The 25064-nt window shown below is 68.5% G+C and carries 23 protein-coding genes; 22 read left to right on the plus strand and 1 reads right to left on the minus strand.

Annotated elements, in window-relative coordinates; translation table 11 throughout:
• The first annotated feature begins 6 nt into the window (after nucleotides 1-6).
• The 9 genes from ruvX to nusB all read left to right on the plus strand — a co-directional run bounded on the left by ruvX (nucleotide 7) and on the right by nusB (nucleotide 7857).
• Complete coding sequence (gene ruvX, locus AC1DBD_RS05615; RefSeq protein WP_441417706.1) at nucleotides 7-621, plus strand: Holliday junction resolvase RuvX; 615 nt, start codon at nucleotides 7-9, stop codon at nucleotides 619-621.
• Nucleotides 602-2401: an endolytic transglycosylase MltG gene (mltG, locus tag AC1DBD_RS05620; RefSeq protein WP_476981604.1), complete on the plus strand. Its 1800-nt coding sequence runs from the start codon at nucleotides 602-604 to the stop codon at nucleotides 2399-2401. The genes ruvX and mltG overlap by 20 nt, the downstream gene beginning before the upstream one ends.
• Nucleotides 2398-3282, plus strand: a complete 885-nt coding sequence (locus AC1DBD_RS05625) for a shikimate dehydrogenase (RefSeq protein ID WP_476981655.1) — start codon at nucleotides 2398-2400, stop codon at nucleotides 3280-3282. Before mltG ends, AC1DBD_RS05625 begins: the two co-directional genes overlap by 4 nt.
• Before the next feature lie 26 nt (nucleotides 3283-3308).
• Complete coding sequence (gene aroC / locus AC1DBD_RS05630) at nucleotides 3309-4508, plus strand: chorismate synthase (protein ID WP_441417708.1); 1200 nt, start codon at nucleotides 3309-3311, stop codon at nucleotides 4506-4508.
• Nucleotides 4508-5122 (plus strand): shikimate kinase, encoded by a 615-nt coding sequence (locus AC1DBD_RS05635; RefSeq protein WP_476981605.1) that lies wholly within the window; start codon nucleotides 4508-4510, stop codon nucleotides 5120-5122. The genes aroC and AC1DBD_RS05635 overlap by 1 nt, the downstream gene beginning before the upstream one ends.
• Entirely contained in the window at nucleotides 5119-6210 is a 1092-nt protein-coding gene (aroB, locus tag AC1DBD_RS05640; protein ID WP_476916774.1) for a 3-dehydroquinate synthase, read from the plus strand. The genes AC1DBD_RS05635 and aroB overlap by 4 nt, the downstream gene beginning before the upstream one ends.
• Nucleotides 6210-6728, plus strand: coding sequence for a tetratricopeptide repeat protein (locus AC1DBD_RS05645; protein ID WP_476908790.1), 519 nt, complete (start codon nucleotides 6210-6212; stop codon nucleotides 6726-6728). Before aroB ends, AC1DBD_RS05645 begins: the two co-directional genes overlap by 1 nt.
• A gap of 155 nt (nucleotides 6729-6883) precedes the next feature.
• Nucleotides 6884-7447, plus strand: a complete 564-nt coding sequence (gene efp, locus AC1DBD_RS05650) for an elongation factor P (RefSeq protein WP_018773146.1) — start codon at nucleotides 6884-6886, stop codon at nucleotides 7445-7447.
• The gene (nusB, locus tag AC1DBD_RS05655; RefSeq protein ID WP_441417711.1) at nucleotides 7447-7857 is read left to right on the plus strand and encodes a transcription antitermination factor NusB; all 411 of its coding nucleotides are present in this window, start codon (nucleotides 7447-7449) and stop codon (nucleotides 7855-7857) included. Before efp ends, nusB begins: the two co-directional genes overlap by 1 nt.
• Nucleotides 7858-7952: 95 nt before the next feature.
• Here the strand turns inward: nusB and AC1DBD_RS05660 are convergent, their stop codons facing one another.
• On the minus strand, nucleotides 7953-9242 hold the full coding sequence (locus AC1DBD_RS05660; RefSeq protein ID WP_476981606.1) for a PrsW family intramembrane metalloprotease: 1290 nt from the start codon (nucleotides 9240-9242) through the stop codon (nucleotides 7953-7955).
• A gap of 168 nt (nucleotides 9243-9410) precedes the next feature.
• On the opposite strand from AC1DBD_RS05660, the gene pyrR reads away from it, so the two are divergent.
• From pyrR to AC1DBD_RS05725, 13 genes are all read left to right on the plus strand, one after another.
• Nucleotides 9411-10010: a bifunctional pyr operon transcriptional regulator/uracil phosphoribosyltransferase PyrR gene (gene pyrR / locus AC1DBD_RS05665; RefSeq protein WP_441417713.1), complete on the plus strand. Its 600-nt coding sequence runs from the start codon at nucleotides 9411-9413 to the stop codon at nucleotides 10008-10010.
• On the plus strand, nucleotides 10007-11014 hold the full coding sequence (locus tag AC1DBD_RS05670; protein ID WP_476892473.1) for an aspartate carbamoyltransferase catalytic subunit: 1008 nt from the start codon (nucleotides 10007-10009) through the stop codon (nucleotides 11012-11014). Before pyrR ends, AC1DBD_RS05670 begins: the two co-directional genes overlap by 4 nt.
• Nucleotides 11014-12387: a dihydroorotase gene (locus tag AC1DBD_RS05675; RefSeq protein ID WP_476981607.1), complete on the plus strand. Its 1374-nt coding sequence runs from the start codon at nucleotides 11014-11016 to the stop codon at nucleotides 12385-12387. Before AC1DBD_RS05670 ends, AC1DBD_RS05675 begins: the two co-directional genes overlap by 1 nt.
• On the plus strand, nucleotides 12387-12905 hold the full coding sequence (locus tag AC1DBD_RS05680; RefSeq protein ID WP_476892475.1) for a PH-like domain-containing protein: 519 nt from the start codon (nucleotides 12387-12389) through the stop codon (nucleotides 12903-12905). Before AC1DBD_RS05675 ends, AC1DBD_RS05680 begins: the two co-directional genes overlap by 1 nt.
• A 97-nt stretch (nucleotides 12906-13002) precedes the next feature.
• A complete protein-coding gene (gene carA, locus AC1DBD_RS05685; RefSeq protein WP_441417717.1) occupies nucleotides 13003-14241 on the plus strand; it encodes a glutamine-hydrolyzing carbamoyl-phosphate synthase small subunit in 1239 nt (412 codons plus the stop codon).
• A complete protein-coding gene (gene carB, locus AC1DBD_RS05690) occupies nucleotides 14241-17567 on the plus strand; it encodes a carbamoyl-phosphate synthase large subunit (RefSeq protein WP_441417718.1) in 3327 nt (1108 codons plus the stop codon). Before carA ends, carB begins: the two co-directional genes overlap by 1 nt.
• Nucleotides 17560-18441, plus strand: coding sequence for an orotidine-5'-phosphate decarboxylase (gene pyrF / locus AC1DBD_RS05695; RefSeq protein ID WP_476892476.1), 882 nt, complete (start codon nucleotides 17560-17562; stop codon nucleotides 18439-18441). Before carB ends, pyrF begins: the two co-directional genes overlap by 8 nt.
• Before the next feature lie 398 nt (nucleotides 18442-18839).
• On the plus strand, nucleotides 18840-19157 hold the full coding sequence (gene mihF / locus AC1DBD_RS05700) for an integration host factor, actinobacterial type (protein WP_476981608.1): 318 nt from the start codon (nucleotides 18840-18842) through the stop codon (nucleotides 19155-19157).
• Nucleotides 19158-19196: 39 nt separating this feature from the next.
• Nucleotides 19197-19769, plus strand: a complete 573-nt coding sequence (gene gmk / locus AC1DBD_RS05705; RefSeq protein WP_441417721.1) for a guanylate kinase — start codon at nucleotides 19197-19199, stop codon at nucleotides 19767-19769.
• A gap of 39 nt (nucleotides 19770-19808) precedes the next feature.
• On the plus strand, nucleotides 19809-20072 hold the full coding sequence (rpoZ, locus tag AC1DBD_RS05710) for a DNA-directed RNA polymerase subunit omega (RefSeq protein ID WP_138769242.1): 264 nt from the start codon (nucleotides 19809-19811) through the stop codon (nucleotides 20070-20072).
• 26 nt (nucleotides 20073-20098) lie between these two features.
• Nucleotides 20099-21379, plus strand: a complete 1281-nt coding sequence (locus AC1DBD_RS05715) for a bifunctional phosphopantothenoylcysteine decarboxylase/phosphopantothenate synthase (protein WP_476908794.1) — start codon at nucleotides 20099-20101, stop codon at nucleotides 21377-21379.
• A gap of 79 nt (nucleotides 21380-21458) precedes the next feature.
• Entirely contained in the window at nucleotides 21459-22694 is a 1236-nt protein-coding gene (gene metK / locus AC1DBD_RS05720) for a methionine adenosyltransferase (RefSeq protein WP_441417723.1), read from the plus strand.
• A 192-nt stretch (nucleotides 22695-22886) separates the two neighbouring features.
• On the plus strand, nucleotides 22887-25040 hold the full coding sequence (locus AC1DBD_RS05725) for a primosomal protein N' (protein ID WP_476981609.1): 2154 nt from the start codon (nucleotides 22887-22889) through the stop codon (nucleotides 25038-25040).
• Nucleotides 25041-25064 lie beyond the last annotated feature (24 nt).

The raw sequence follows: 25064 nt of genomic DNA on the forward strand, positions 1-25064 counted from the left end.
CCTTGGATGACTGAATCGGCCGTGCCCGGCGCCTACCCCCAGGGCGTGAAACTCGGGGTAGACGTCGGCACCGTCAGGGTGGGCGTCGCGGTGTGCGACCGCGACGGCATCCTGGCCACGCCCCTGCGTACGCTGGCCCGCAATGCCAAGAAGAACACCGACGTCCGGATCCTCGCGGATCTTGCCGTGGAGCTCGGAGCGGTGGAAATTTTTGTGGGCCTGCCGCGCACCATGAAAGGTGAGGAGCACGCTTCCGCCCGAATGGCCACCGAATATGCAAAGCTACTGGTCAGTAAACTATTGGAGGCCGGATCCGGCGTGCCGGTGAGGTTGGTTGACGAACGGCTGAGCACCGTGTCAGCCCACCGCGACCTGCACCAAGCTGGCATGAGCAGCAGGGACCACCGTAAAGTAGTTGATCAGGTCGCGGCCGCAGGTATCCTGCAGCATGCGATCGATATGCAAAAGGCCAGGGGAACGGATGTAGGAAACCGCGTCAGCGCGGACCTCCCTCCGGGGCCACCCGGTGACGGCGCTCAGGCCGTCCCGGCAGTACACACGCATTCTGCACAACGCATTCTGCCCAAAATGGAAGGCTACAGTGAGCCCGGTCAACAATGACGACTCCTCTGGTGTTGCCAAGAGCGGCGCCGGCCGACCGCTGACGCGCAAAGAGATCAGGGCCCAGGAGAAGTTCCTGGCCACCCAGGGTCACGACGTCATCCCGCCGCAGGCCTTCGAGACGGGGCCGGAAGCTCCGGCCGTGCCGCCAGCCGACGCTTCGGCCACGGCTGATGCACCCCGTGAACCCTCCGCAGACGCCCCGGAACCCCCGGAGGCTGCGCCGACCGTGCACGAACCCGTGAACGAGAGCCCCGCAGCGCGCGTGCACGAACCCGTGAACGAGAGCCCCGCCGCGCGCGTGCACGAGGATCCCGCACACGCAGTACCCATACACGCAGAACCTGTGCGCGCGGAGCCGGTGCTTGAACAGCCCGGGCACGCCACACCCCAGCCGGAACAGCCTGTGCACGAGGACCCCGCGCAGGGGGAGCCGGTCCACGGCTACTCCGGTCACGATGAACCGCACCATGATCAACCGCAGCACGAGGAACCCGCGCTCGAGGAGCCGGTCCACGAGTACGCCGGCGGGATGTCCCGCGAGGAGACCCTGCGCCGGGCCGACGCGCTGCAGTACGGCCACGGCCTTCATGACGGGGCGGATTTCCACCAGGCCTACGCGGACCAGCCCGACGATGAGGCCCACCATGTCTACGACGACGAGCCCGGCCACGATCTGATGGCCGGCGCCGCCAGCATTCCCACCGCCAAGGGCCCCTCCAAGAAGGTCCGCCGGCGCCGCCGCTTCCTCGCCCTCGTCCTGACGTTGGCCGTGTTCGTGGTCGCAATCGTGGTCGGCGCGCAGGTCATCAAACCCCTGCTCGGCGGCGACAAGGTCGCCGACTACCCGGGCCCGGGAACCGGCTCGGTGACGATTACCGTTCCGCCGGGTGCCGGACCCCGGTCCGTGGCGGCGGAGATGGAATCCAAAAAGGTCATTGCGAACGCCGATTCCTTCGTCAAGCAGTTCGCCGCCTCGGGCGGCGCCCTGAGCCCGGGAACATTCACGATGCGCAACGAAATGAACAACTCCGATGCCGTGGCCGTCCTGTTGAACAAGGGCCAGGAAAAGGTCATGTACGTTGCCCTGAGCGCCGGTTTGAGGATCAGCGAATCGCTGCAGGCCATATCCGAGGGCACCGGAATCCCGGTGGCGGAGCTCAAGGCACTCAGCGACTCCCCGAAGCAGTTCGGTGTGCCGTCCAAGGCCAAGAACCTCGAAGGGTTCCTGTTCCCGGGCGAGTACCGCTTCCCGCTGGGTACGTCCGGGAAGGACGTACTGCAGAAACTGGTCGGCAGCACGCTGGAGGAACTCAAGTCACAGGGCGTGACCGATCCGGCCAAGCAGTACGACGCCATCACGGTCGCGAGCATCGTGCAGGCCGAAGGTGGCCAGGCGGAATACGGAGACGTCGCCGGCGCGATCTACAACCGGCTCAAGCCCAACAACACCGAGACGAACGGCTTGATCCAGTCCGACGCCACGGTGACCTACGGGCTGGGCATCCGGAGCTTCCACATCGACGAGGACCAGAAGGCCGACAAGTCGAACAAATACAACACGTACGCCAACGCCGGCCTGCCGGCGGGCCCGATCGGTTCGCCGGGCAAGCGGGCTATCGACGCGGCCGCCAAGCCGAAGAAGAACGACTACCTCTACTGGGTCACCATCAACCTGGACACCAAGGAGACGAAGTTCTCCAAGACCCTGGCCGAGCACAACGGCTACGTGGCCAAGTACAACGCCTGGTGCGAGGCCAATCCCGGACGTTGCGTGTGACGCTGCGGGCCGCCGTCCTCGGGCATCCCATCAGCCACTCAAAGTCGCCGGCCCTGCATCGCGCCGCCTACGCCAAGATCGGCGTGGAAGTGGCCTATGACGCCGTCGACGTCACCGAGGAGGCCCTCCCGGCCTTCATGGCGGGCGTACGCGGGGACGAAGGCTGGCGCGGGCTGTCGGTGACCATGCCGCTCAAGGCCGCGATGGCCGCCGAGGTGGACGAGGTCCGCGGCGTCGCCCGGCAGTTGGGCGTCATCAACACCGTGGCCTTTGAGCGGCCGGGCGCTGCCGCCGGTGCGCCGGTCCGCCTGGTGGGGTACAACACCGACGTCGCCGGGATCGTCAACGCCGTCCGCTACGCCGGCGTGGCCGCTGAGCCGTCCGCCGTCATCCTCGGCGGCGGCGGAACCGCCGCGGCCGCCATTGCCGCGCTGAAGGAGCTCGGCGCCCCGGATGCTGCCGTTTACGTCCGGGACGTCGGCCGCGCCGTCGAAGCCCGGGCAGCGGCCGCCGCCGTCGGACTTCCGCTGCAGGTGCTGCCGCTGACGGCTGCAGCGCCCGCGGTCGCAGCAGCGGACATCGTGATCTCCACCCTGCCGCCCCGCGCCGCTGACGGCCTCGCGGAGGAACTCGCCGCAGCATTGGACGCGAAGGGCGGTACAGTCGCCGGGGTGCTCCTCGACGTGGCCTACGACCCGTGGCCGAGCCGGATCGCCGCGGCCTGGGCGGACGCGGGCGGTCGGGTGGTCCCCGGCCTGGAAATGCTGCTGTACCAGGCGGTGGAGCAGGTCCGCCATTTCACCGGCCTCCAAGGACCCGTGCCGGCGGAGGTCATAGATGTGATGTGTGACGCAGTCGGGGTACCCCGACGGGTGTTCTAAGTGCCTTGCATGGCAGGATGGATTTTATGTTGCGTTGGTTGACTGCCGGAGAATCCCATGGTCCGGCCCTGGTCGGAATTATCGAAGGCGTCCCCGCAGGTGTTGAACTCACCAGCGACCGGATCGTCGAAGCGCTGGCCCGCCGGCGCCTCGGTTACGGCCGCGGCGCCCGGATGAAGTTCGAACAGGACGCGGTGACGGTCCTGGGCGGTGTGCGCCATGGCCTGACCCAGGGCGGCCCCGTCGCGATCCAGGTCGGCAACACCGAGTGGCCCAAATGGGAGCAGATCATGTCTGCGGACCCGGTGGACCCCGAGGCCCTCGCGGACCAGGCCCGCAACGCACCGCTGACCCGGCCTCGGCCGGGCCACGCCGACTTCACCGGCATGCAGAAGTACGGCTTTGACGAGGCCCGCCCGGTCCTGGAGCGCGCCAGCGCCCGGGAGACCGCCACCCGCGTGGCCCTGGGCGCCGTCGCTTCCGCGTTCCTCAATCAGCTCGGCATCGAACTCGTCTCCCACACGGTGTCCATTGCCAGCGTTTCCGTCCCGGAGGGCCGGCCGCTGCCGCTGCCGGACAACGTGCTGGCCCTCGACGCCGACCCGCTGCGCTGTTTCGACCGCGAGACCTCGGACGCCATGGTCGCGGAGGTGGACATGGCGCACAAGGAAGGCGAAACCCTCGGCGGCGTCGTCGAAGTCCTCGCCTACGGCCTGCCCCCCGGATTGGGCAGCTACGTCCACTGGGACCGGCGCCTCGACTCGCGCCTCGCTGCCGCCCTCATGGGCATCCAGGCAATCAAGGGCGTGGAGGTCGGCGATGGCTTCCTCACCGCTGCGCGTCGCGGCTCGGCTGCCCATGATGAAATCGTCAAGGACGCCGACGGCAGGATCATCCGCACGTCCAACCGGGCCGGCGGCATCGAAGGCGGCATGAGCATCGGCGACGTGCTCCGCGTCCGCGCCGCCATGAAGCCGATCGCGACGGTGCCGCGCGCGCTCAAGACTGTCGACATCAGCACCGGCGAGGCCGCCAAGGCACACCACCAGCGCTCGGACGTCTGTGCCGTCCCGGCCGCCGGCGTGGTGGCGGAGGCCATGGTGGCGCTGGTCCTCGCCGAAGCGGTCACGGAAAAGTTCGGCGGCGACTCCGTGCAGGAGACCGCCCGCAACATCAAGGGTTACCTGGACAACATTCCGGCGTCCCTGGACTCGATCGGGCACTAGTGCCGGGTCGTCACGCAGCGCGTAAGTCACTGGACCGCCCGGTCGCCCTGATCGGCCCGATGGCGGTCGGCAAGTCCGCTATCGGGCAGCAGCTCGCCCAGCAGCTCGGCGCCCGCTTCGTCGACACCGACGTCGAAGTGGTCGCCCAGCACGGCACCATCGCGGACATTTTCGCCTGCCGCGGCGAAAACGCGTTCCGCGAACTGGAAGCCCGGGCCGTCGCCAAGGCGATCGAGGAGGCCGCAGGCACCAACACCGCAGGCACCAACACCGTCATCTCCCTCGGCGGCGGGGCTGTGCTGGACTCCGGAACGCAGCAGCTGCTGGCCAGCTGCACCGTGGTCTACCTCGAATGCGATGCCGACACCGTCTCCGAGCGGATTGCCCGGAACTCCGGGCGTCCCCTCCTGGCAGGCGACGCGATGGAACGCTGGCGGACGCTGTTCGCCACCCGCCAGCCGGTCTATGAACGCCTCGCGGACCTGACCCTCGATGTCCGGAGCGGTTCCGTCCAGGAGCTCGCGCGCCGGCTTGAAGATGCGCTGGAGCAGCTCGCCGCCGCCGCAACCGCGGCAACGCGCACCCCCGCAGCCACAAGGAAAGTTGAAAAGTGAGCACCGAATCAACCGTCATCAAAGTCACCGGACACGCTCCGGCGGAGAACTACGACGTCGTCGTCGGGCGCGGATTGCTGGCTAAGCTGCCCGGGCTGCTGGGGGAGCGCGTCAAGCGCGTCCTCGTCGTCCACCCGCGCGCCCTGCGGCTCACCGGTGACGCCGTCCGCGAGGAGCTCGCCACCGCCGGCTTCACGGCGCTGACGGCCGAAATTCCGGACGCCGAAGAAGGCAAGCACATCGAGGTGGCGTCGTTCTGCTGGCAGGTGCTGGGCCAGAACGACTTCACCCGCTCGGACGCAATCGTCGCCGTCGGCGGGGGAGCGGTGACCGACCTCGCCGGCTTCGTCGCGGCGACCTGGCTGCGCGGCGTGAAGGTCATCCACATGCCCACGAGCCTGCTCGGCATGGTGGACGCCGCCGTCGGCGGCAAGACCGGCATCAATACCGCCGAGGGGAAGAACCTGGTGGGCGTCTTCCACCCGCCGGCGGGCGTCCTCGCCGACCTGGACACGCTGGACACGCTGCCGAAGAACGAGATGATCTCCGGCATGGCCGAGGTCATCAAGTGCGGCTTCATCGCCGACCCGGCCATCCTCGACCTGATTGAAAAGGACCCCGCCGCGGTCTCGGACCCGCGCTCCGAAACCGTGCGCGAACTGATCGAACGCGCCATCGCGGTCAAGGCCCGGGTCGTCTCCGAGGACCTGAAGGAAACCGGACAGCGCGAGATCCTCAACTACGGCCACACCCTGGGCCACGCGATTGAACTCGCCGAGCGCTACTCCTGGCGGCACGGCGCCGCCGTCTCGGTGGGCATGATGTTCGCCGCGGAACTGGCCCGCAGCGTCGGCCGGCTCAGCGACGCCGACGCCGACCGGCATCGGAGCATCCTGGAGAGCCTCGGTCTGCCCATCACCTACCGGCGCGACCGCTGGCAGGCGTTGCTGGACGGCATGCGGCGGGACAAGAAGTCCCGCGGCGACCTGCTGCGCTTCGTGGTGCTCGACGGCGTCGGGCGCCCGGGCATCCTGGACGTGCCGGACACCTCGCTGCTCTTCGCGGCGTACCAGGAAATCGCGTCCTGATGATCAGCGACAGCGGTGGCACGAGCGAGTGGCCCGACGGCGGGTTCCCCGGCATCCGGATCAACCCGGAAACCCTCATGCCGCAGGTGGTCAACGGGGAAGCCTGCGCCGCGGCGCTGGCGGCCTCAACGGACGCCACGGACCTGATCTTCGTGCGCCTCGTGGAAGGGCACCCGGGCGAGGCCGCCGAGCTGCTCGCCGAGGCCCGGTACAAGGACCCGGATTCGTTCCGGCTGCGGATGTTCGAGGCGGAAGTCCTGCGGGTGTCGCACCGCTTCGACCGCGCCGTAGAGCTTTACCGCCAGCTCCTCGCCGAAGCCCAGGGCACTCCTGACGAGGCCGTGGTCCGGCAGCACCTTGGCCGGTCCTACTTCGCCGCCGGCAACATCGCGGCCGCCGTCGAGTCCTTCGCCAAGGCGCTGGACCTGCGGGTGGCGGGCTCGGCTGATGCCGCGCTGATCTACTCCTCGACCGTGGCGCTGCAGCGCGCCCGGGACGTGCTGGACCTGGCCTGCTAGGGGCCGTTCCTGGCCCGTCCGGCAGCGCACCGGCAAAACCGGTAGAATGGTTTTTGGATTTTTGATAAATACGCGCTGGCGGGCCGGATCGGCATGCCTGCCTGGCATAAGCGGCTGGCGGCTAGAACCAGTCAACAAAGAAACCTGAGGATACTGTGGCAACCACTAACGACATCAAGAACGGAACCGTGCTGAAGCTTGAGGGCCAGCTTTGGAACATCATCGAGTTCCAGCACGTCAAGCCCGGCAAGGGCGGCGCTTTCGTCCGCACCAAGATGCGCAACGTGATGTCCGGCAAGGTCGTCGACAAGACCTTCAACGCCGGGCTCAAGATCGAGACCGCCACGGTTGACCGCCGCGACTACCAGTACCTGTACCAGGACGGGGCCGACTTCGTGTTCATGGACACCTCGGACTTCGACCAGCTCACCGTGTCCGCCGCTACCGTCGGCGACGCCACCAACTTCATGCTCGAGAACCAGATGGTCAACATCGCCATCCACGAGGGCAACCCGCTTTACATCGAACTGCCGCCGAGCGTCGTGCTGGAAATCACCTACACCGAGCCGGGCCTGCAGGGCGACCGCTCCTCGGCCGGCACCAAGCCCGCGACCCTCGAGACCGGCTACGAGATCCAGGTGCCGCTGTTCGTCGAGAACAACACCAAGGTCAAGGTCGACACCCGCGACGGCAGCTACCTTGGCCGGGTCAACGACTAGTGAGTGCACGCGGTAAGGCCCGTAACCGGGCCCTGGATGTTCTCTTCGAGGCGGAGCAGCGCTCCGTCTCCGCATTCGATGTGCTGCGTTCCCGTCGTGAACAGACGGATCAGATCATCAACCCCTACACCCTGGAAATCGTTGAGGGGGTCGTGTCCCACCAGGCCGCGATCGACGAATTCCTCGAAACCTATTCGCAGGGCTGGTCGCTGGAGCGGATGCCCTCGGTAGACCGCATCATCCTGCGGATCGGGACCTGGGAACTGCTCTACAACGACGACGTTCCCGACGGCGTCGCCGTGAGCGAGGCCGTGGCGCTGGCCAAGACGCTGTCCACGGACGAGTCGCCGTCGTTCATCAACGGCCTGCTGGGCCGCCTGCAGCAGCTGAAGCCGTCGCTGCTGGCCTGATGGCCGTTCCATAAAGGGCCGGTGCCCGCCCCACGGCGGACACCGGCCCTTGGCGTATCCCGGCCCGCTTTCCCTCTAGGCTTGCCCTCCGGGGGTTAGCGCAGGACGGCGTCGCGCAAGGCCAGAATCTCGCCGAGCTGGTGCTGTTCGTCAAGCTGATGCGCCGCCACGTCCCGGCCGCTGAGGATCCGCTGCCGGATGATGGCCAGCCGGGTGGCGGCCTGCAGGAAAGCCTTCATCTGCGGGGCCCGGCCGATCGTCCTGGCCCAGCGCAGGGCCGAGCGGCGCCCGGCGGGAGTCGCCAGCATGGCCACCTCCTGGCCGGTGAACCAGCCGGCCGCCGCGTACTCCTGCAGCCGTTGGCGGGTCAGCCGGCGTTCCGCCACGCGCAGCAGCACCACGATCAGGACGGCGAGCAGGAAGATCGGCACCTGGACCAGGATGTACTGCGCCAGGAAATTCTGGCCCATTGAGTTCCAGCCGCTATGCAGCAACATGGCGGGGACCAGACCCACCGGGAAGGCGAGCAGCGTCAGGCCGGAGTGCCAGCGCCGCGCCGCGAAGCCCAGGATGAGCCCGGTCGTGCCGGTGAAAATGGCATGCGCGAACGGGGACATCACGCCGCGCAGGAAGAACACGACCGCCAGGTCCGTGCCCGGAGTGCTGGACTCGGCGATGGCCCGGCCGAAGTACAGGATGTTCTCGGTGAAAGCGAAACCGCCGGCAACCGTGAACGCAAAGACGACGCCGTCGACCGGACCGTCGAATTGTTTGCGCGCGAAGAGCAGGAGCAGCAAGAGACCGAGTGACTTCGCGAATTCCTCCACCACCGGGGCCTGTACCGTGACGGCGAACGTCCGGTAGTCCAGCCCGGACGCGGGACCCGCGGCGAGCGAGAAGAACGGTTGGATCAGCATCGTCACGGCAATCGAAACGAGCGCGCCCCACGCGAACGCGAAGAACAGCAGCCGTTTCGGTTCGGGCTCCCAGCGGTCAATGTAGCGGACGGCCAGCAGGACCGAGCTGAGCGGCAGCAGCGACGCGATGAAGCCCACGACGAAGCCGCCCGGCCCGGTGTTCTCCAGCACGAACGGCAGCACCAGGAACAGGCTCACAAAGGCGAGAACCGCGCCGCCCAGCACGAGGGCCGCCATACCCGCAGAGGCCCGCGCACGGGGTGCCGCGGCGTAGGCTGCCGGCAGTACCGGATGGCGCTGCGCCGGAGCCTGCGCTGACGTCTGCGCCGGCAGCGGTGCCTGCCCGAAGCCCGGCGCCGGACGGTAGTTCTCCGGCTGGACCTGGCCCATCCAGCTTGGGTTCGCCTGCTGCGGCTGCCGGGTCGCTCCGGGCGGCTGCCGGGCGGGGGGAGGATCGAAGCTCGTCATGCCATGAGCCTAAGCCGCGCGCCGCCGGGCGGCCCAATACGGCCCGTGCCGGTGTGACGCACGCCGCCTGCTCCGGGGCCGGGAGGCGGCGGCCCGTGTGGTAATTTGAAGGAGCAAATGATCCTTTTTTAATTCCGTCCCGTGAGGCGGGGAAAGGGGAGACGAGCGTTGACTTCTGTTCCAGAAGCACCGGTTCCGGCCAAGGTCCAGCTCAGCAGGGTTGTCCTCAACCAGGCTGACATCGACCGTGCACTCACTCGTATCGCCCATGAAATTCTTGAGTCCAACAAGGGCTCCCAGGACCTGGTCCTGCTGGGCATCCCGCGGCGGGGCTATCCGCTCGCCGTCCGGCTCGCCGCCAAGATTGCCGCCGCCGATCCCAACGTGGACCCGGCCGCGATCGTGGGCCAGTTGGACGTCACCATGTTCCGCGACGACCTCTCGCACCAGCCGACCCGGCCCCCGTACCCCACCCAGTTGCCCCGCACCGGGATCGACAACAAGGTAGTGGTGCTGATCGACGACGTCCTCTACTCCGGCCGTACCATCCGCGCCGCGCTGGACGCGATCATCGACCTGGGCCGTCCCCGGATCGTCCGGCTGGCCGTCCTGATCGACCGCGGCCACCGGGAGCTGCCCATCCGCGCCGACCACGTCGGCAAGAACCTCCCCACCTCCTCCGCGGAGAAGGTCCGCGTCCGGCTGGAAGAAACCGACTCAACCGACGGCGAAGCCGTGAACGAAGTTGTTATCGAGGCCACCGCATGAAGCACCTGCTCTCCACCGAAGACCTCAGCTACGCCAACGCCATCCGCATCCTCGACACCGCCGAAGAGATGGCCGCGGTGGGGGAGCGCGAGGTCAAGAAGCTGCCGGCGCTGCGCGGCCGCACCGTGGTCAACCTTTTCTTCGAGGACTCCACCCGCACCCGCATCTCCTTCGAAGCAGCCGCCAAACGGCTCTCCGCGGACGTCATCAACTTCGCTGCGAAGGGTTCCTCCGTCTCCAAGGGCGAATCCCTCAAGGACACCGCCCAGACGCTCGCCGCCATGGGAGCCGACGCCGTCGTCATCCGGCACTGGGCCTCCGGTGCCCCGCACCGGCTGGCGGCGACCGACTGGATCGACGCCGCCGTCATCAACGCCGGCGACGGCACCCATGAGCACCCCACCCAGGCGCTGCTGGACGCCTTCACCATGCGCCGGCACTGGTCGCAGCTCGCCGGCAGCCCGTCCGCCGGCGCGGACCTGAAAGGCATGCGCGTCGCGATCGCCGGCGACGTGCTGCACTCCCGCGTGGCCCGTTCCAACGTCTGGCTGCTGCGCACCCTGGGGGCGGAAGTCACCCTCGTGGCCCCGCCCACGCTGCTGCCCATCGGCGTCGAAGAGTGGCCCTGCACGGTCAGCTACGACCTCGACGAGACCCTCGCCCGGGGCGTTGACGCGATGATGATGCTGCGCGTACAGGGCGAGCGGATGAACGCCTCGTTCTTCCCGACCACCCGCGAGTACTCACGGCGCTGGGGCTTCGACGACAACCGCCTCCGCGCCCTCGACAGCCTGGGCCTGAAGGACACGATCATCATGCACCCCGGTCCGATGAACCGCGGGCTGGAAATTTCCTCGGCCGCCGCCGACTCGCCCCGCTCCACCGTGCTGGCACAGGTGCGCAACGGCGTGTCGATCCGGATGGCCGCACTGTACCTGCTGCTCTCCGGGGACACCCGCGAACCAGCAACCTCCACCGCCGCCTATTCCAAGGAGAGCCACTGATGGCATCACAGCAACAGGACACAGGCAGCACCGGCGCCTACCTCATCCGGGGAGCCTCGATCCTCGGCGGGGCCGCTGAAGACCTGCTGATCCGCGACGGCGTCATCGCAGCCCGCGGCCTGGACCTCGACGCCGGGAACGCAACGGTCATCGATGCCGCCGGCCTCGTCGCCCTGCCCGGCATGGTGGACATCCACACCCACCTGCGCGAGCCCGGCCGCGAGGACGCCGAAACGGTCGAGACCGGCACCCGCGCCGCAGCCCTGGGCGGATACACCGCCGTGCACGCGATGGCCAACAGCACGCCGGTGGCGGACACCGCCGGTGTCGTCGAGCAGGTCCTCACCCTGGGCCGCACGGCCGGCTGGGTGGACGTCCGCCCGGTCGGTGCCGTCACCGTCGGCCTGGCCGGCGAGCAGCTCGCCGAGCTCGGCGCCATGGCCGACTCCCGCGCCCGGGTCCGGGTCTTTTCCGACGACGGCATCTGCGTCAGCGACCCCGTGCTGATGCGCCGTGCCCTCGAATACGTCAAGGCGTTCGACGGCGTCGTCGCCCAGCACGCGCAGGAGCCCCGCCTCACCGCGGGAGCGCAGATGAACGAGGGCGTCGTCTCCGCGGTCCTCGGCCTCACCGGCTGGCCCGCCGTCGCCGAGGAGAGCATCATCGCCCGCGACGTCCTGCTCGCCCAGCATGTCGGATCCCGGCTGCACGTCTGCCATGTCTCCACCGCGGGCTCGGTGGAAATCGTGCGCTGGGCCAAGTCACGCGGCATCAACGTCACTGCCGAGGTCACGCCGCACCACCTGTGGCTGACCGACGAGCTGGTCCGCAGCTACGACCCGGTCTACAAGGTCAACCCGCCGCTGCGCACCGACGAGGACGTCCAGGCCCTGCGCGCCGCCCTGGCGGACGGCACAATCGACGTCGTCGGCACCGACCACGCCCCGCACCCGAGCGAACACAAGGAATGCGAATGGGCGCAGGCCGCGATGGGCATGACCGGGCTGGAAACCGCCCTGTCGGTGGTGCAGCACACCATGATCGAGACCGGGCTGATGACGTGGGCCGACTTCGCCCGCGTGACCTCCACCACGCCTGCCGCGATCGGCCGGCTGGAGGACCAGGGCCGGCCGCTGGAGACCGGTGAACCCGCCAACGTCATACTCGTGGACCCGGCTGCGCGCTGGACCGTGGACCCTTCTAAGATGGCAACCATGGGCCGTAACTCTCCGTTTGCCGGCCGGGAACTCCCGGGCAAGGTGGTGGCCACCTTCTTCAAGGGTCATCCGACCGTCCTGGACGGGGAACTCAACACCCCGTACCGGTGGCTCCCCGACAGCACAGACGTGCCGGACACGGCGGTCCGCCCCTGATGGTCAAGGAACTCTCCCTGCTCTTCACGCTGGTCCTGATCGGCGTCGCGCTGGTCCTGATCTGGATCGGCTGGCGCAATCGGCTGCGACGCCAGGCCGACGTCGATCCGCTCCCGGCCGTTCCCGCCGAACTGGGCGGAACACTGGCAGCCGCCGAGGGCCAGTACGTCGCCTCCACCACCGCCGGCGACTGGCTGGACCGGATCGCCGTCCACCAGTTGGGCCTGCGCACCAACGCCGAACTCAGCGTCCACCCCGAAGGCGTGTTGTTCGACCGCTCCGGCGCCGCCCCCGTGTTCATCCCGGCCGCCAGCCTCACCGGCGTCCGGCAGGAAAGCGGCATGGCCGGGAAGTTCGTCGAAAAGGACGGTCTCCTGGTTCTCAGCTGGATGCTCGGCGCCAAGGAGCTGGACACCGGCTTCCGCACCCGCCGTGCCGAGGACAAGTCCCTGCTCCTGTCCACCCTCCAAGATTTGATCTCCGCAGCCCCTCAGGCAGAAGCCGATAGTGGAAAGTAACGACGTGACAGACTCCCACGCAGTGTCAGAGACAGCAGTGTCAGAAGCAGCAGTGTCAGGAACAGAAGTGTCAGCAACAGAAGTGATTGAAGAAACAGTGACAGCAAACGACTCTGCACCCGCTGCAGCAGCCTCTACCCCCGCCGTGCTCGTGCTCGAAGACGGCCGGATCTTCCGCGGCCGCAGCTATGGGGCGACCGGCACCGCGCTGGGCGAGGCGGTCTTCGCGACCGGCATGACCGGCTACCAGGAAACCATCACCGACCCGTCCTACGCCCGCCAGCTGGTGGTGCAGACCGCGCCGCACATCGGCAACACCGGTGTGAACAAGGACGACGCCGAATCCCGCCGCATCTGGGTGGCCGGCTACATCGTCCGCGACGCCGCACGCCGCGCGTCGAACTGGCGCTCGGAGCGCAGCCTCGACGAGGAACTCGTCGACCAGGGCATCGTGGGAATCCAGGGCGTCGACACCCGCGCCATCACCCGGCACCTGCGCGAACACAAGACCATGCGCGCCGGGATTTTCTCCGGCGAGGCCGCCGGCGCCACGGACAAGGAGCTGGTGGACACCGTGCTGGCCAGCGCGCCGATGGAAGGCTCCCGGCTGGCTGAGGAAGTCAGCGTCGACGAGGCGTACACCGTCGAGCCCGCCGACTGGGGCTGGGAGGGCGAGCCGCGGTTCAGCATCGCCGCGATCGACCTTGGCATCAAGCGCATGACCCCGATCCGCTTCGCCGAACGCGGCGTCCGGGTCCACGTCCTGCCGGCCACCGCCACGCTCGAAGACGTCAAAGCCGTCAACCCCGACGGCGTCTTCATGTCCAACGGCCCCGGCGACCCCGCCACCGCCGACAGCCAGGTAAACCTGCTGCGCTCCGTTCTGGACGCCAAGCTGCCCTACTTCGGCATCTGCTTCGGCAACCAGATCCTGGGCCGCGCCCTCGGCTTCGGCACCTACAAGCTCCGCTACGGCCACCGCGGCATCAACCAGCCCGTCATGGACCGCCGCACCGGCAAGGTCGAAATCACCTCGCAGAACCACGGCTTCGCCGTCGACGCCCCGCTCGAAGGCGCCACCCAGGCTCCGGAGGAGCGCTTCGGCCGCGTCGAGGTCAGCCACGTCAGCCTCAACGACGACGTCGTCGAGGGCCTGTACTGCCTCGACATTCCCGCCTTCTCGGTCCAGTACCACCCCGAGGCGGCTTCCGGCCCGCACGACGCCGCCTACCTCTTCGACCGCTTCATCGAGCTGATGGCGGACACCAAGAACGCCGACACCAAGACTGCCGACACCAAGACTGCCACCGACTCCAAGACTGAGGACAAGAAGTAATGCCCAAGAGAACTGACCTTAAGAGCGTCCTGGTCATCGGTTCCGGCCCGATCGTCATCGGCCAGGCGGCCGAATTCGACTACTCCGGCACCCAGGCACTGCGCGTCCTCAAGGAGGAAGGCCTGCGCGTCATCCTCGTCAACTCCAACCCGGCCACGATCATGACCGACCCGGAGTTCGCCGACGCCACGTACATCGAGCCGATCACGCCCGAGGTGGTCGAGAAGATCATCGCCAAGGAACGCCCGGACGCACTGCTGCCCACCCTGGGCGGCCAGACCGCACTGAACACGGCGATCGCCCTGGACAAGAACGGTGTGCTGGAGAAGTACAACGTCGAGCTGATCGGCGCCAACATCGCCGCGATCGAGCTCGGTGAGGACCGCGAGAAGTTCAAGGGCGTCGTGGAGCGCTGCGGCGCCGAGTCCGCGCGCAGCCACATCATCCACAGCATGGACGAGGCCCTCACCGCGGCCCAGGACCTGGGCTACCCGATGGTGGTCCGGCCCTCCTTCACGATGGGCGGCCTCGGCTCCGGCCTGGCCTACAACGAGCAGGACCTGCGCCGGATCGTCGGCCAGGGCCTGCAGTACAGCCCCACGTCCGAGGTGCTGCTCGAAGAGAGCATCCTCGGGTGGAAGGAATACGAACTCGAGATGATGCGGGACAAGAACGACAACGTCGTAGTGGTCTGCTCCATCGAGAACTTCGACCCGGTGGGCGTGCACACCGGCGACTCCATCACCGTCGCCCCGGCGCTGACCCTGACGGACCGGGAGTACCAGCGGCTGCGCGACATCTCGATCGCCGTCATCCGCGAAGTCGGCGTCGACACCGGAGGCTGCAACATCCAGTTCGCCGTCGAGCCGGACACCGGCCGCGTCGTGGTGATCGAGATGAACCCCCGCGTCTCCCGCTCCTCGGCCCTGGCCTCCAAGGCCACCGGCTTCGCGATCGCCAAGATCGCCACCAAGCTCTCGCTCGGCTACACCCTGGACGAGATCCCGAACGACATCACGCAGAAGACGCCGGCCTCCTTCGAGCCGACCCTCGACTACGTTGTCGTCAAGGTCCCGCGCTTCGCCTTCGAGAAGTTCCCCGCCGCGGACTCCACGCTGACCACCACCATGAAGTCGGTGGGCGAGGCCATGGCCATGGGCCGGAACTTCACCGAGGCGCTGCAGAAGGCGCTGCGGTCCCTGGAACAGAAAGGCTCCCAGCTGGACTTCAGCCCGGTCCCGGAATGGGAAGTCCCGGAACTGATCGAGAAGGCCAAGCGCCCCAGCACCGAACGCCTGCACCAGGTCCAGCGCGCGCTGCTCGGCGGGGCCACCCTGGAACAGCTGTTCGAGGCCACCAAGATCGACCCTTGGTACCTGGACCAGCTCCAGCTGCTGAACGAGATCTCGCAGGAAATCCGCCACTCCACCGCCCTGACCCAGGAGATGCTGCAGCGCGCCAAGCGGCACGGCTTCTCCGACGCGCAGATCGGGGCCCTGACGCACAACTCCGAGGACGTCGTCCGCGGCGTCCGGCAGGCCCTCGGCATCCGCCCGGTCTACAAGACCGTGGACACCTGCGCCGCGGAGTTCGCCGCGTACACGCCGTACCACTACTCGTCCTACGACGAGGAGGACGAGGTGGCGCTGCACGCCAAGCCGTCCATCATCATCCTCGGCTCCGGGCCGAACCGGATCGGCCAGGGCATCGAGTTTGACTACTCCTGCGTGCATGCCTCGATGGCGCTGCGCAAGGCCGGTTACGAGACCGTGATGGTCAACTGCAACCCGGAGACTGTCTCCACCGACTACGACGTCTCCACCCGGCTCTACTTCGAGCCGCTCACCCTCGAGGACGTCCTCGAGGTCATTGCAGCCGAAGAGCGGACCGGCGGTGTGATGGGCGTGTTCGTCCAGCTCGGCGGCCAGACCCCGCTCAAGCTCGCCCAGCAGCTCGCCGACGCCGGCGTGCCGATCCTCGGCACCTCCCCGGAGGCCATCGACCTGGCCGAGCACCGCGGCGCCTTCTCCCGGGTGCTTGATGAAGCCGGGCTGATCTCCCCGAAGAACGGCACCGCCGTCTCCTTCGAGGACGCCAAGAAGATCGCCGACGAGATCGGCTACCCGGTCCTGGTCCGCCCGTCCTACGTGCTCGGCGGCCGCGGCATGGAGATCGTCTACGACGAAGCGAACCTCTCCCGCTACATCGCCAACGCCACCGAAATCACCCCGGACCACCCGGTGCTGATTGACCGCTTCCTCGAGGACGCCGTCGAAATCGACGTCGACGCCCTCTACGACGGGAAGGACATGTACCTCGGCGGCATCATGGAACACATCGAGGAAGCTGGAATCCACTCCGGCGACTCCGCCTGCGTGCTGCCCCCGATCACCCTGGGCAACAACGTGATCGACCGGGTCCGGACCGCCACACGGGCCATCGCCGAAGGCGTCGGCGTCCGCGGCCTGATCAACATCCAGTTCGCCCTCGCCTCCGACGTGCTCTACGTGCTCGAGGCCAACCCGCGCGCCTCCCGCACCGTGCCCTTCGTCTCCAAGGCGACCGGTGTGCAGATGGCCAAGGCGGCAGCACTGATCGGCACCGGCGTCACCATCAACCAGCTCCGCACTGCCTACAAAATGCTGCCGGAATCCGGCGACGGCTCCACGCTGCCGCTGGACGCCCCGGTGGCGGTCAAGGAAGCGGTGCTGCCGTTCAGCCGCTTCCGCACCCTTGAGGGCAAGGTGGTTGACTCCCTGCTTGGCCCGGAAATGCGCTCCACCGGCGAGGTCATGGGCATCGACAAGCACTTCGACACGGCCTTCGCCAAGAGCCAGGCCGCGGCCAACAACGCGCTGCCCACCGAGGGCAAGGTCTTCGTCTCGGTCGCCAACCGGGACAAGCGCGCCGTCATCATGGCCGTCAAGCGCCTCTCCGACCTCGGCTTCGAGATCGTCTCCACCGGCGGCACCGCCGACGTGCTGCGGCGCAACGGCCTGCAGGCCACCACGGTCCGCAAGGTCGCCGAGGGCTCCAGCGCCGAGGGTGAAGGCACCATCGCGGACCTGATCATCGCCGGGGAAATCGACATGGTCTTCAACACCCCGTCCGGCGGCGAAGCCCGCGGCGACGGCTACGAAATCCGTGCCGCGGCCACTTCGATCGGCATCCCGTGCATCACCACGGTGGCCGAGTTCAACGCCGCCGTCCAGGCCATCGAGGCGATGCGGACCTACGAGTGGTCCGTTACCAGCCTGCAGGAGCACGCCGCGGCCCTGGCTGCTTCCCAGGAGCGGGTCGCGCAGGAAGCGAAAGCGCATGCCTGAGGCTGCCACAGCTGAGACGTCCGGCCGGGAGTCCTTTGGCTCCCGGCTCGGCCGGGCCATGGCGGAGCGCGGCCCGCTCTGCGTGGGCATCGACCCGCATCCGGCGCTGTTGCAGCGCTGGGGCCTGAACGACGACGTCGCAGGGCTGGAGCGCTTCTCGCTCACAGTGCTCGAGGCCGTGGCCCCGCTCGCTGCCGCCGTGAAACCGCAGGTGGCGCTGTATGAACGCCACGGCTCGGCCGGGATGGCTGTGCTGGAACGAACCCTGGCAGGGTGCGCGGAGGCGGGCGTGCTCAGCATCGCCGACGCCAAGCGCGGCGACATCGGCTCCACCATGGCTGCCTACGCCGACGCCTGGCTGCGGGACGGCTCGGCCCTGGCCGCGGACTCGGTGACGTTGAGCCCCTACCTCGGCTTCGAATCGCTCCGGCCAGCGCTTGACCTCGCGGCGGAGTCCGGGCGCGGCGTCTTCGTCCTGGCGCTGACGTCCAACCCGGAGGGCGCCTCCGTGCAGCATGTCGGTGGCGCGGACTCGGTGGCGCGGCGGATTGCCCGGGCCGCCGCCGCGGAGAACCGGCGGTACGGTGTTGAGCAGGGCGACGGGAAACTGGGCTCCGTCGGACTCGTCGTGGGCGCGACCGTTGGCTCCGCGCTGGCGGACCTTGACCTGGACCTGTCGGCGGTACGCGGCCCGATCCTGGCGCCGGGGCTGGGCGCGCAGGGGGCCACGGCCGCCGATCTGCGGAGCACCTTCGGCAGCGCTTACGGTCAGGTGCTTGGCACCTCAAGCCGGGACATCCTCGGCGCCGGGCCGCAGCCTGCAGGGCTCCGGGACGCCGCGCAGCGCACGCTCGACGAACTCCGCGCAGCCTAGGCCTTCCCGGCTCGGCGGAAAACCGCCCGCGGGGCCGGCCCCGGGTTTGCTGCGTCGGTTGGTCACAGAAGGCCGCTGTGGACGAGGCATTGCGGCCATCTGTGGCAACCGAGGCGCCTGCCGTCCCGCCAGCCTGTCCGCCAGGCCCCGCAGCCACATCTCCGGCGTGCTGGGCCCGGGCTGAACCCCACGTCCGCCGCCTGGCTCCAATGGCGTCGGCCGCAGGTTTAGCGCCGGACGCGATCCATTGCTTTCCGGCGACTTCAGACTGTAAGTTCAGGACAAGTCCGCGGTACCGGCCGGGGCGCTGTCTGCGGCCCGTCTCACGGTCACGTCTGACCAGGACGTTTGCGTGGGCCGTTTGCGTGGGCCCGGCTGACAATGCAGGGAGGACCTCAGTGAGCTTGCGACCCCTCACGCCGCAGGAGCGTGCCGACGCCCTGCACAAGGCCGCCGCGGCCAGGCTGGCCCGGGCGGCCGCGAAGGAGCGGCTGAAGTCGGGGGAACTGTCGATCGCGGAACTGCTCAGCGCGGGGGAGACGGACGATGCGATCGCCCGGATGCGGGTCGTGGAGCTGCTGGAAGCGCTGCCGGGAATCGGGCGCGTACGGGCCGCGGCGATCATGGACCGGTTCGGCATCGCAGCCTCCCGGCGGGTTCGTGGCCTGGGAATCCACCAGCGCCGGGCGCTGGTAGATTTTATAGACGAGAAATAGCTTGGCCCGCCGAGCTTCCACCACCGCCCAAAGGAATACGTGAGCAAGAAACCCGGACTGACAGTCCTCGCCGGTCCGACGGCTGTCGGCAAAGGCACCGTGTCCACCTATATTCGGGACAACTATCCCGAGGTCTGGCTTTCAGTGTCGGCAACCACCCGCCCGCCACGGCCCGGTGAGATCGATGGTGTGCATTACTACTTCAAGTCCAAGGAAGAGTTTGATGCCCTCATCGCGGCAGGGGAACTCCTGGAGTGGGCTGTGGTGCACGGACAAAATACTTACGGCACCCTCAAGAGCACTGTAGACGCGGCGATTGCTGAGGGTCGCTCGGTGCTTTTGGAGATTGACCTGCAGGGCGCACGCCAGGTGAAGCAGGCCGTCCCGGACGCGCAATTCGTCTTCCTCGCCCCGCCAAGCTGGGAAGAATTGGTGCGCCGACTGGTGGGCCGCGGCACTGAATCCGCCGAGGAACAGCAGCGACGGCTGGAAACCGGTAAAGTAGAACTAGCCGCTGAACCGGAGTTCGATCACACAGTCATCAATGATGACGTACGTCGGGCAGCGGATGAGCTTGTTTCACTCATGGGGCTAACGCCGCACCCGCACTAACCGCAGGGTCGGATTGGCCCGTTAGAATTTGGAGAATTCGTGTCCACGAACCTTGAAGGCATCATCAACCCGCCGATCGACGAGCTGCTGAAGGCTGCCGATTCGAAGTACGGACTGGTGATTTTCGGTGCCAAGCGCGCCCGGCAGATCAACGCCTACTACGCCCAGCTGCACGAGGGCCTGTTCGAGTACGTCGGCCCGCTGGTCGACACCAAGCTGAACGAAAAGTCGCTTTCCATCGCCCTGCGCGAAATCAACGAAGGCAAGCTCGTTTCCACGCCGATCGAAGCCGCCGCAGAGTAATATCTCTGCTGCCTGACGGAGGTCACGTGCGCATAGTCCTCGGAGTCGGGGGAGGGATTGCCGCCTACAAGGTGGCGTCGCTCCTCCGGCTTTTTACTGAAGCCGGCCATGACGTTACCGTCATTCCCACCGAGGCCGCCACCCGGTTCGTCGGCGTGGCCACCTGGGAGGCCCTCTCCGGGCACCCGGTGAGCAACAGCGTCTTCGACGAGGTGCACACCGTCAACCATGTCCGGCTCGGCCACGAGGCTGAGCTGATCGTGGTGGCACCGGCCACGGCGGACCTGCTGGCCCGCGCCGCCACCGGCCAGGCCAACGACCTGCTAACCAACACGCTGCTGATGGCCGGCGGGCCGGTGCTGATGGCCCCGGCCATGCACACCGAAATGTGGCGGCACCCGGCTACCCAGGCCAACGTCGAAACCCTGCGCAGCCGTGGCATCACCGTGCTCGAACCCGCCACCGGCCGGCTGACCGGGGCGGATTCCGGCCCGGGCCGGCTGCCCGAACCCGAGGCAATCTTCGCTGCCGCGCTGGCCCTGGCCGGCGCTCCGGCCGTGCCCAACACCCCCGGCCTGTCGACGTCGGACGCGGCCCTTCCAGCCGCCGCAGCCAGGCCGCTGGCCGGACTCACTGTCACCATCAGCGCCGGCGGCACCCGCGAACCCCTGGACCCGGTCCGCTTCCTCGGCAACCGTTCCTCCGGCAAACAGGGCGTGGCGCTGGCCGTCGCCGCCCGCGAGGCCGGCGCCCGCGTTCGGCTGCTGGCAGCCCACATGGACGTCCCGGCCCCCGACGGCGTCGAGGTGGTGCAGGTTGAGACCGCACTGGAACTGCGCAAGGCGGCCCTGCACGCCGCCGCCGATTCCGACGTCGTCATCATGGCCGCCGCGGTGGCGGACTTCCGCCCGGCGGATGTCTCCGGAACCAAAATCAAGAAGCGCGACGACGTCGCCGATCCCGTGATTTCGTTGGTCCGCAACCCGGACATTCTCCGGGAACTCGTCGAGGTCCGTGATGCTGCGTCCCGGAACCAGCTGATCGTGGGTTTCGCTGCCGAAACCGGCGACGCCGACGGGGACGTCCTCGAATACGCGCAGGCCAAGTTGCGCCGCAAGGCCTGCGACCTGCTGGTGGTCAACCAGGTGGGCCAGAACCAGGTCTTTGGCCAGGACAGCAACGCCGTAGTCATCCTTTCGCGGTCCGGCTCCGAACCCCAAGAGGCGTCGGGTTCCAAATCCGACGTCGCGGCTGCCGTCATTGACCGCATCAGCGCCGAGCTAAGCCGGGTTGTCCCGCCCGCATAAGCGCTGGCGTAATCAAGGTCTCCTTAGCAGGGGGACACACGCCGCCGGACGTCCGTTTCCCAACCAGTAAGGTAGTTGAGTGACTTTACCGCTGCACATCCCAGACTTCCATGGGTCCACGCCCGCCTCGCTCCGGCTCTTCACGTCCGAGTCGGTGACCGAAGGACACCCCGACAAGATCTGTGACCAGATCAGCGATGCGATCCTCGACGCCCTGCTGGCCAAGGACCCGGAGTCCCGCGTCGCCGTCGAGACCCTGGCCACCACGGGCCTCGTGCACGTGGCCGGTGAAGTCACCACGGACGCCTACGTCGAAATCCCGCAGATCGTCCGCGAGACCATCCTCGGGATCGGCTACGACTCTTCCGCGAACGGCTTCGACGGCGCCCGCTGCGGCGTGTCGGTCTCCATCGGCCAGCAGTCCAACGACATCGCCGGCGGCGTGTTCAATTCCCTCGAGGCACGCGAAGGCCGCCAGGAAGACGATTACGACCTCCAGGGCGCCGGCGACCAGGGCATCATGTTCGGCTACGCCAGCGACGAGACCCCGTCCTACATGCCGGTCCCGATCTGGCTCGCGCACCGGCTTTCCGAACGGCTCACCGAGGTCCGCAAGTCGGGCCAGCTGGGCTACCTGCGCCCCGACGGCAAGACCCAGGTCACGGTGGGCTACGACGGCGACCGTCCCGTCTCGGTCGAGACCGTCGTGATCTCCAGCCAGCACGCGGAAGGCGCCAGCCTGGACCAGCTCCGCGCCGACCTCGCCGAGCACGTCGTCGACCCGGTCATGGCGCTGTCCAACCTGGACATCTCCCGGTCCCGCAACATCCTCAACCCGGCCGGCGCCTTCGTGATCGGCGGTCCGGTGGGTGACGCCGGCCTGACCGGCCGCAAGATCATCGTCGACACCTACGGCGGCATGGCCCGGCACGGCGGCGGCGCCTTCTCCGGCAAGGATCCGTCCAAGGTGGACCGCTCCGCTGCTTACGCGATGCGCTGGGTTGCCAAGAACGTGGTGGCCGCCGGCCTCGCCAAGCGTGCGGAAATCCAGATCGCCTACGCGATCGGGCAGGCCCGCCCCGTGGGCACCTACGTGGAGACTTTCGGGACCGAAACCGTCGATCCCGCCCGGATCAGCGCCGCGATTGCCGAGATTTTCGACCTCCGCCCCCGCGCCATCATCGACGCGCTCGACCTCAAGCGTCCGATCTACGCGAAGACGGCCGCGCACGGCCACTTCGGACGCGAGGAGCCCGACTTCACCTGGGAGCGCCTGGACCGGGTCGACGAGCTGAAGGCCTTCTTCAACGCCTAGCAACCGGCCGAACCGCTGGATGGCAGAGCTCTTGAATGTCACAGCTCTTCAATGTCACAGCTCTGTGATGTGCTGTAGCCAGGCCGCCGAACGGCGGCCTGGCTACAGCTTTAATGTTGATCGTTAGCCTGATCGTCGAAGTTTCCAGGCTCTTTACTTGACCGATTCCAGCGCCGAAGGGAGGCAGGCACCATGACTCCAGATCGCCGCGCCGCCACGCCGGAGGAACCGCTTCAGCTCTCGCTGCTGCACGGCTTACCGGCCTCCGCGGCAGCCGCCGGGCCCGCCCTTGCCGCGGAACTGCCGGTGGCCCGGGTGCTGCTGGAATCCTCCCTCCCGCACCTGGACCGCCCGTTCGACTACAGCGTGCCGGCGGACCTCGACGCCGCGGCCCGGCCGGGCGTGCGGGTCAAGGTGAAATTCAGCGGCCAGGAGCTTGGCGGATACCTGCTCGAACGCACGGCGGCGTCCGACGCCGGCCACCCGCTGGTGCCGCTATTCAAGGTCGTGTCCCCGGTTCCCGTGCTCACCCCCGCCGTGTCCGAACTGGCCGGGAGGGTGGCGGCGCGCTACGCCGGAACTGTCAGCGACGTCCTGCGCGTCGCCATCCCGCCCCGGATGGCCAAAATGGAAAAAGACTACGCACCGGGAGGCCTGCTCGACCCGGCACTCTTCACCGCCGGCGACGACGCCCGGGCAGAGCCGCCTGCTGCCCCTCCGTCCGGCTGGGCGGAATATCACAACGGCCCGGCATTCCTCCAGCACCTGGGGGCGGGGGAGTCGCCGCGTGCCGTGCTGAGCGCCCTGCAGGGGTTTGGTCCGGGCGGCTGGCCCCGGATGGTTGCCGAGGCTGTTGCCGCCGTCCGCCGCTCCGGCCGGGGCGCCGTCGTCGTGGTGCCGGACTACCGCGACCTGGACCGGGTGGAGGCGGCCCTGCTGGAACAACTGCCGGCCGGCGACGTCGCCCGGCTCACGGCCGACGACGGCCAGACACCGCGGTACCGCAGCTTCCTGCGGGTCCTCAGCGGCGCCGCAGGGGTCGCCGTCGGCACCCGCTCCGCCGCCTACGCCCCGGTGCGGAACCTGGGCCTGGTGGTGTGCTGGGACGACGGCGACGACCTGCACATCGAGCAGCGTTCCCCCTACGCCCACGCCCGTGAAGTCCTGCTGCTCCGGGCCGCGCATGAAGGCGCCGCCTGCCTGCTCGCCGGGCACGCCCGCAGCACGGAGACGCAGCGGCTGGTGGAATCCGGCTGGGCCCGCCCGATCGAGGCGGGGCGCTCCGTGATGCGCCGCACCGTCCCGCGCGTCCAGAACACCGCGGACAGTTTCGAACAGGAGCGCGACCCGCTGGCGCGGATCGCGCGGTTGCCGGGCGCCGCATGGCGCGCCGCAAAGGAAGGCCTGGAACGCGGTCCCGTCCTCGTTCAGGTTGCCCGCGCAGGGTACGCGCCGTCTCTGGCCTGCGAACGCTGCCGCGAAGCCGCGCGCTGCACCGCCTGCAACGGACCGCTGGCCATCGCCGGGCCCGGCGGCAGCGCCGCGGTGCCGGTGTGCCGGTGGTGCTCCGCGGCGGCCCCGGACTGGCACTGCGTGCACTGCGACGGGGTCCGGCTCCGGCGGGGCGCCACCGGGGCACTTCGGACGGCCGAGGAACTGGGCCGGGCGTTTCCGGGCAAACCCGTCGTCACTTCCTCCGGCGACCGCGTGCTGGCCACCGTCCCGGACTCAAAGGCCCTCGTGGTCGCGACGGTCGGCGCCGAACCGGTCGCGGCGGGCGGGTATGCGGCCGCGCTGCTGCTCGACGGCGACTCGCTGCTGCGGCGCGAGAACCTCCGGGCGGGCGAGGACGCCGTGCGGCGCTGGTTCAACGCCGCGGCCCTGGTCCGTTCCGCGTCCGAGGGCGGCCTTGTGGTCATCACCGCCGAGGACACGGCGGGAGTCGGGGCACTCCTGCGTTGGGACCCCGCCGGCTACGCCGGACGCGAGCTCGCCCTGCGGCAGGAGCTGTCGCTGCCGCCAGCGGTCCGGATCGCGTCCGTCACCGGCGGCCGGACCGCCGTCGGGCACTTCACCGAGGCCGTCGAACGGGCGCTGGCCAAAAAGGGCATTGTGCTCCGGCAGGCCGGTCCGGCGCCGCTGCCGGGCGCCGGCGGATTCGTAGCCACGCCAACGGCTGCCGGTATGGAGCGGCGCGGTGGGGAGGACGTGCGGACGCTGCTGTTCATCCCGTACGCCGAAGCCACCGAGGCCACAAAGGCCATGCGTGCGGTCAAGGCCGCAGCCGCCGCCAAGCGCACCGACGATCCGGTGCAGCTGCGGCTCGACGGCGTCGACGTTCTCTAACGGTGCTTGCGCCGGCGTACGGGC

It is taken from the genome of Arthrobacter sp. 10T419, from assembly GCF_056394105.1.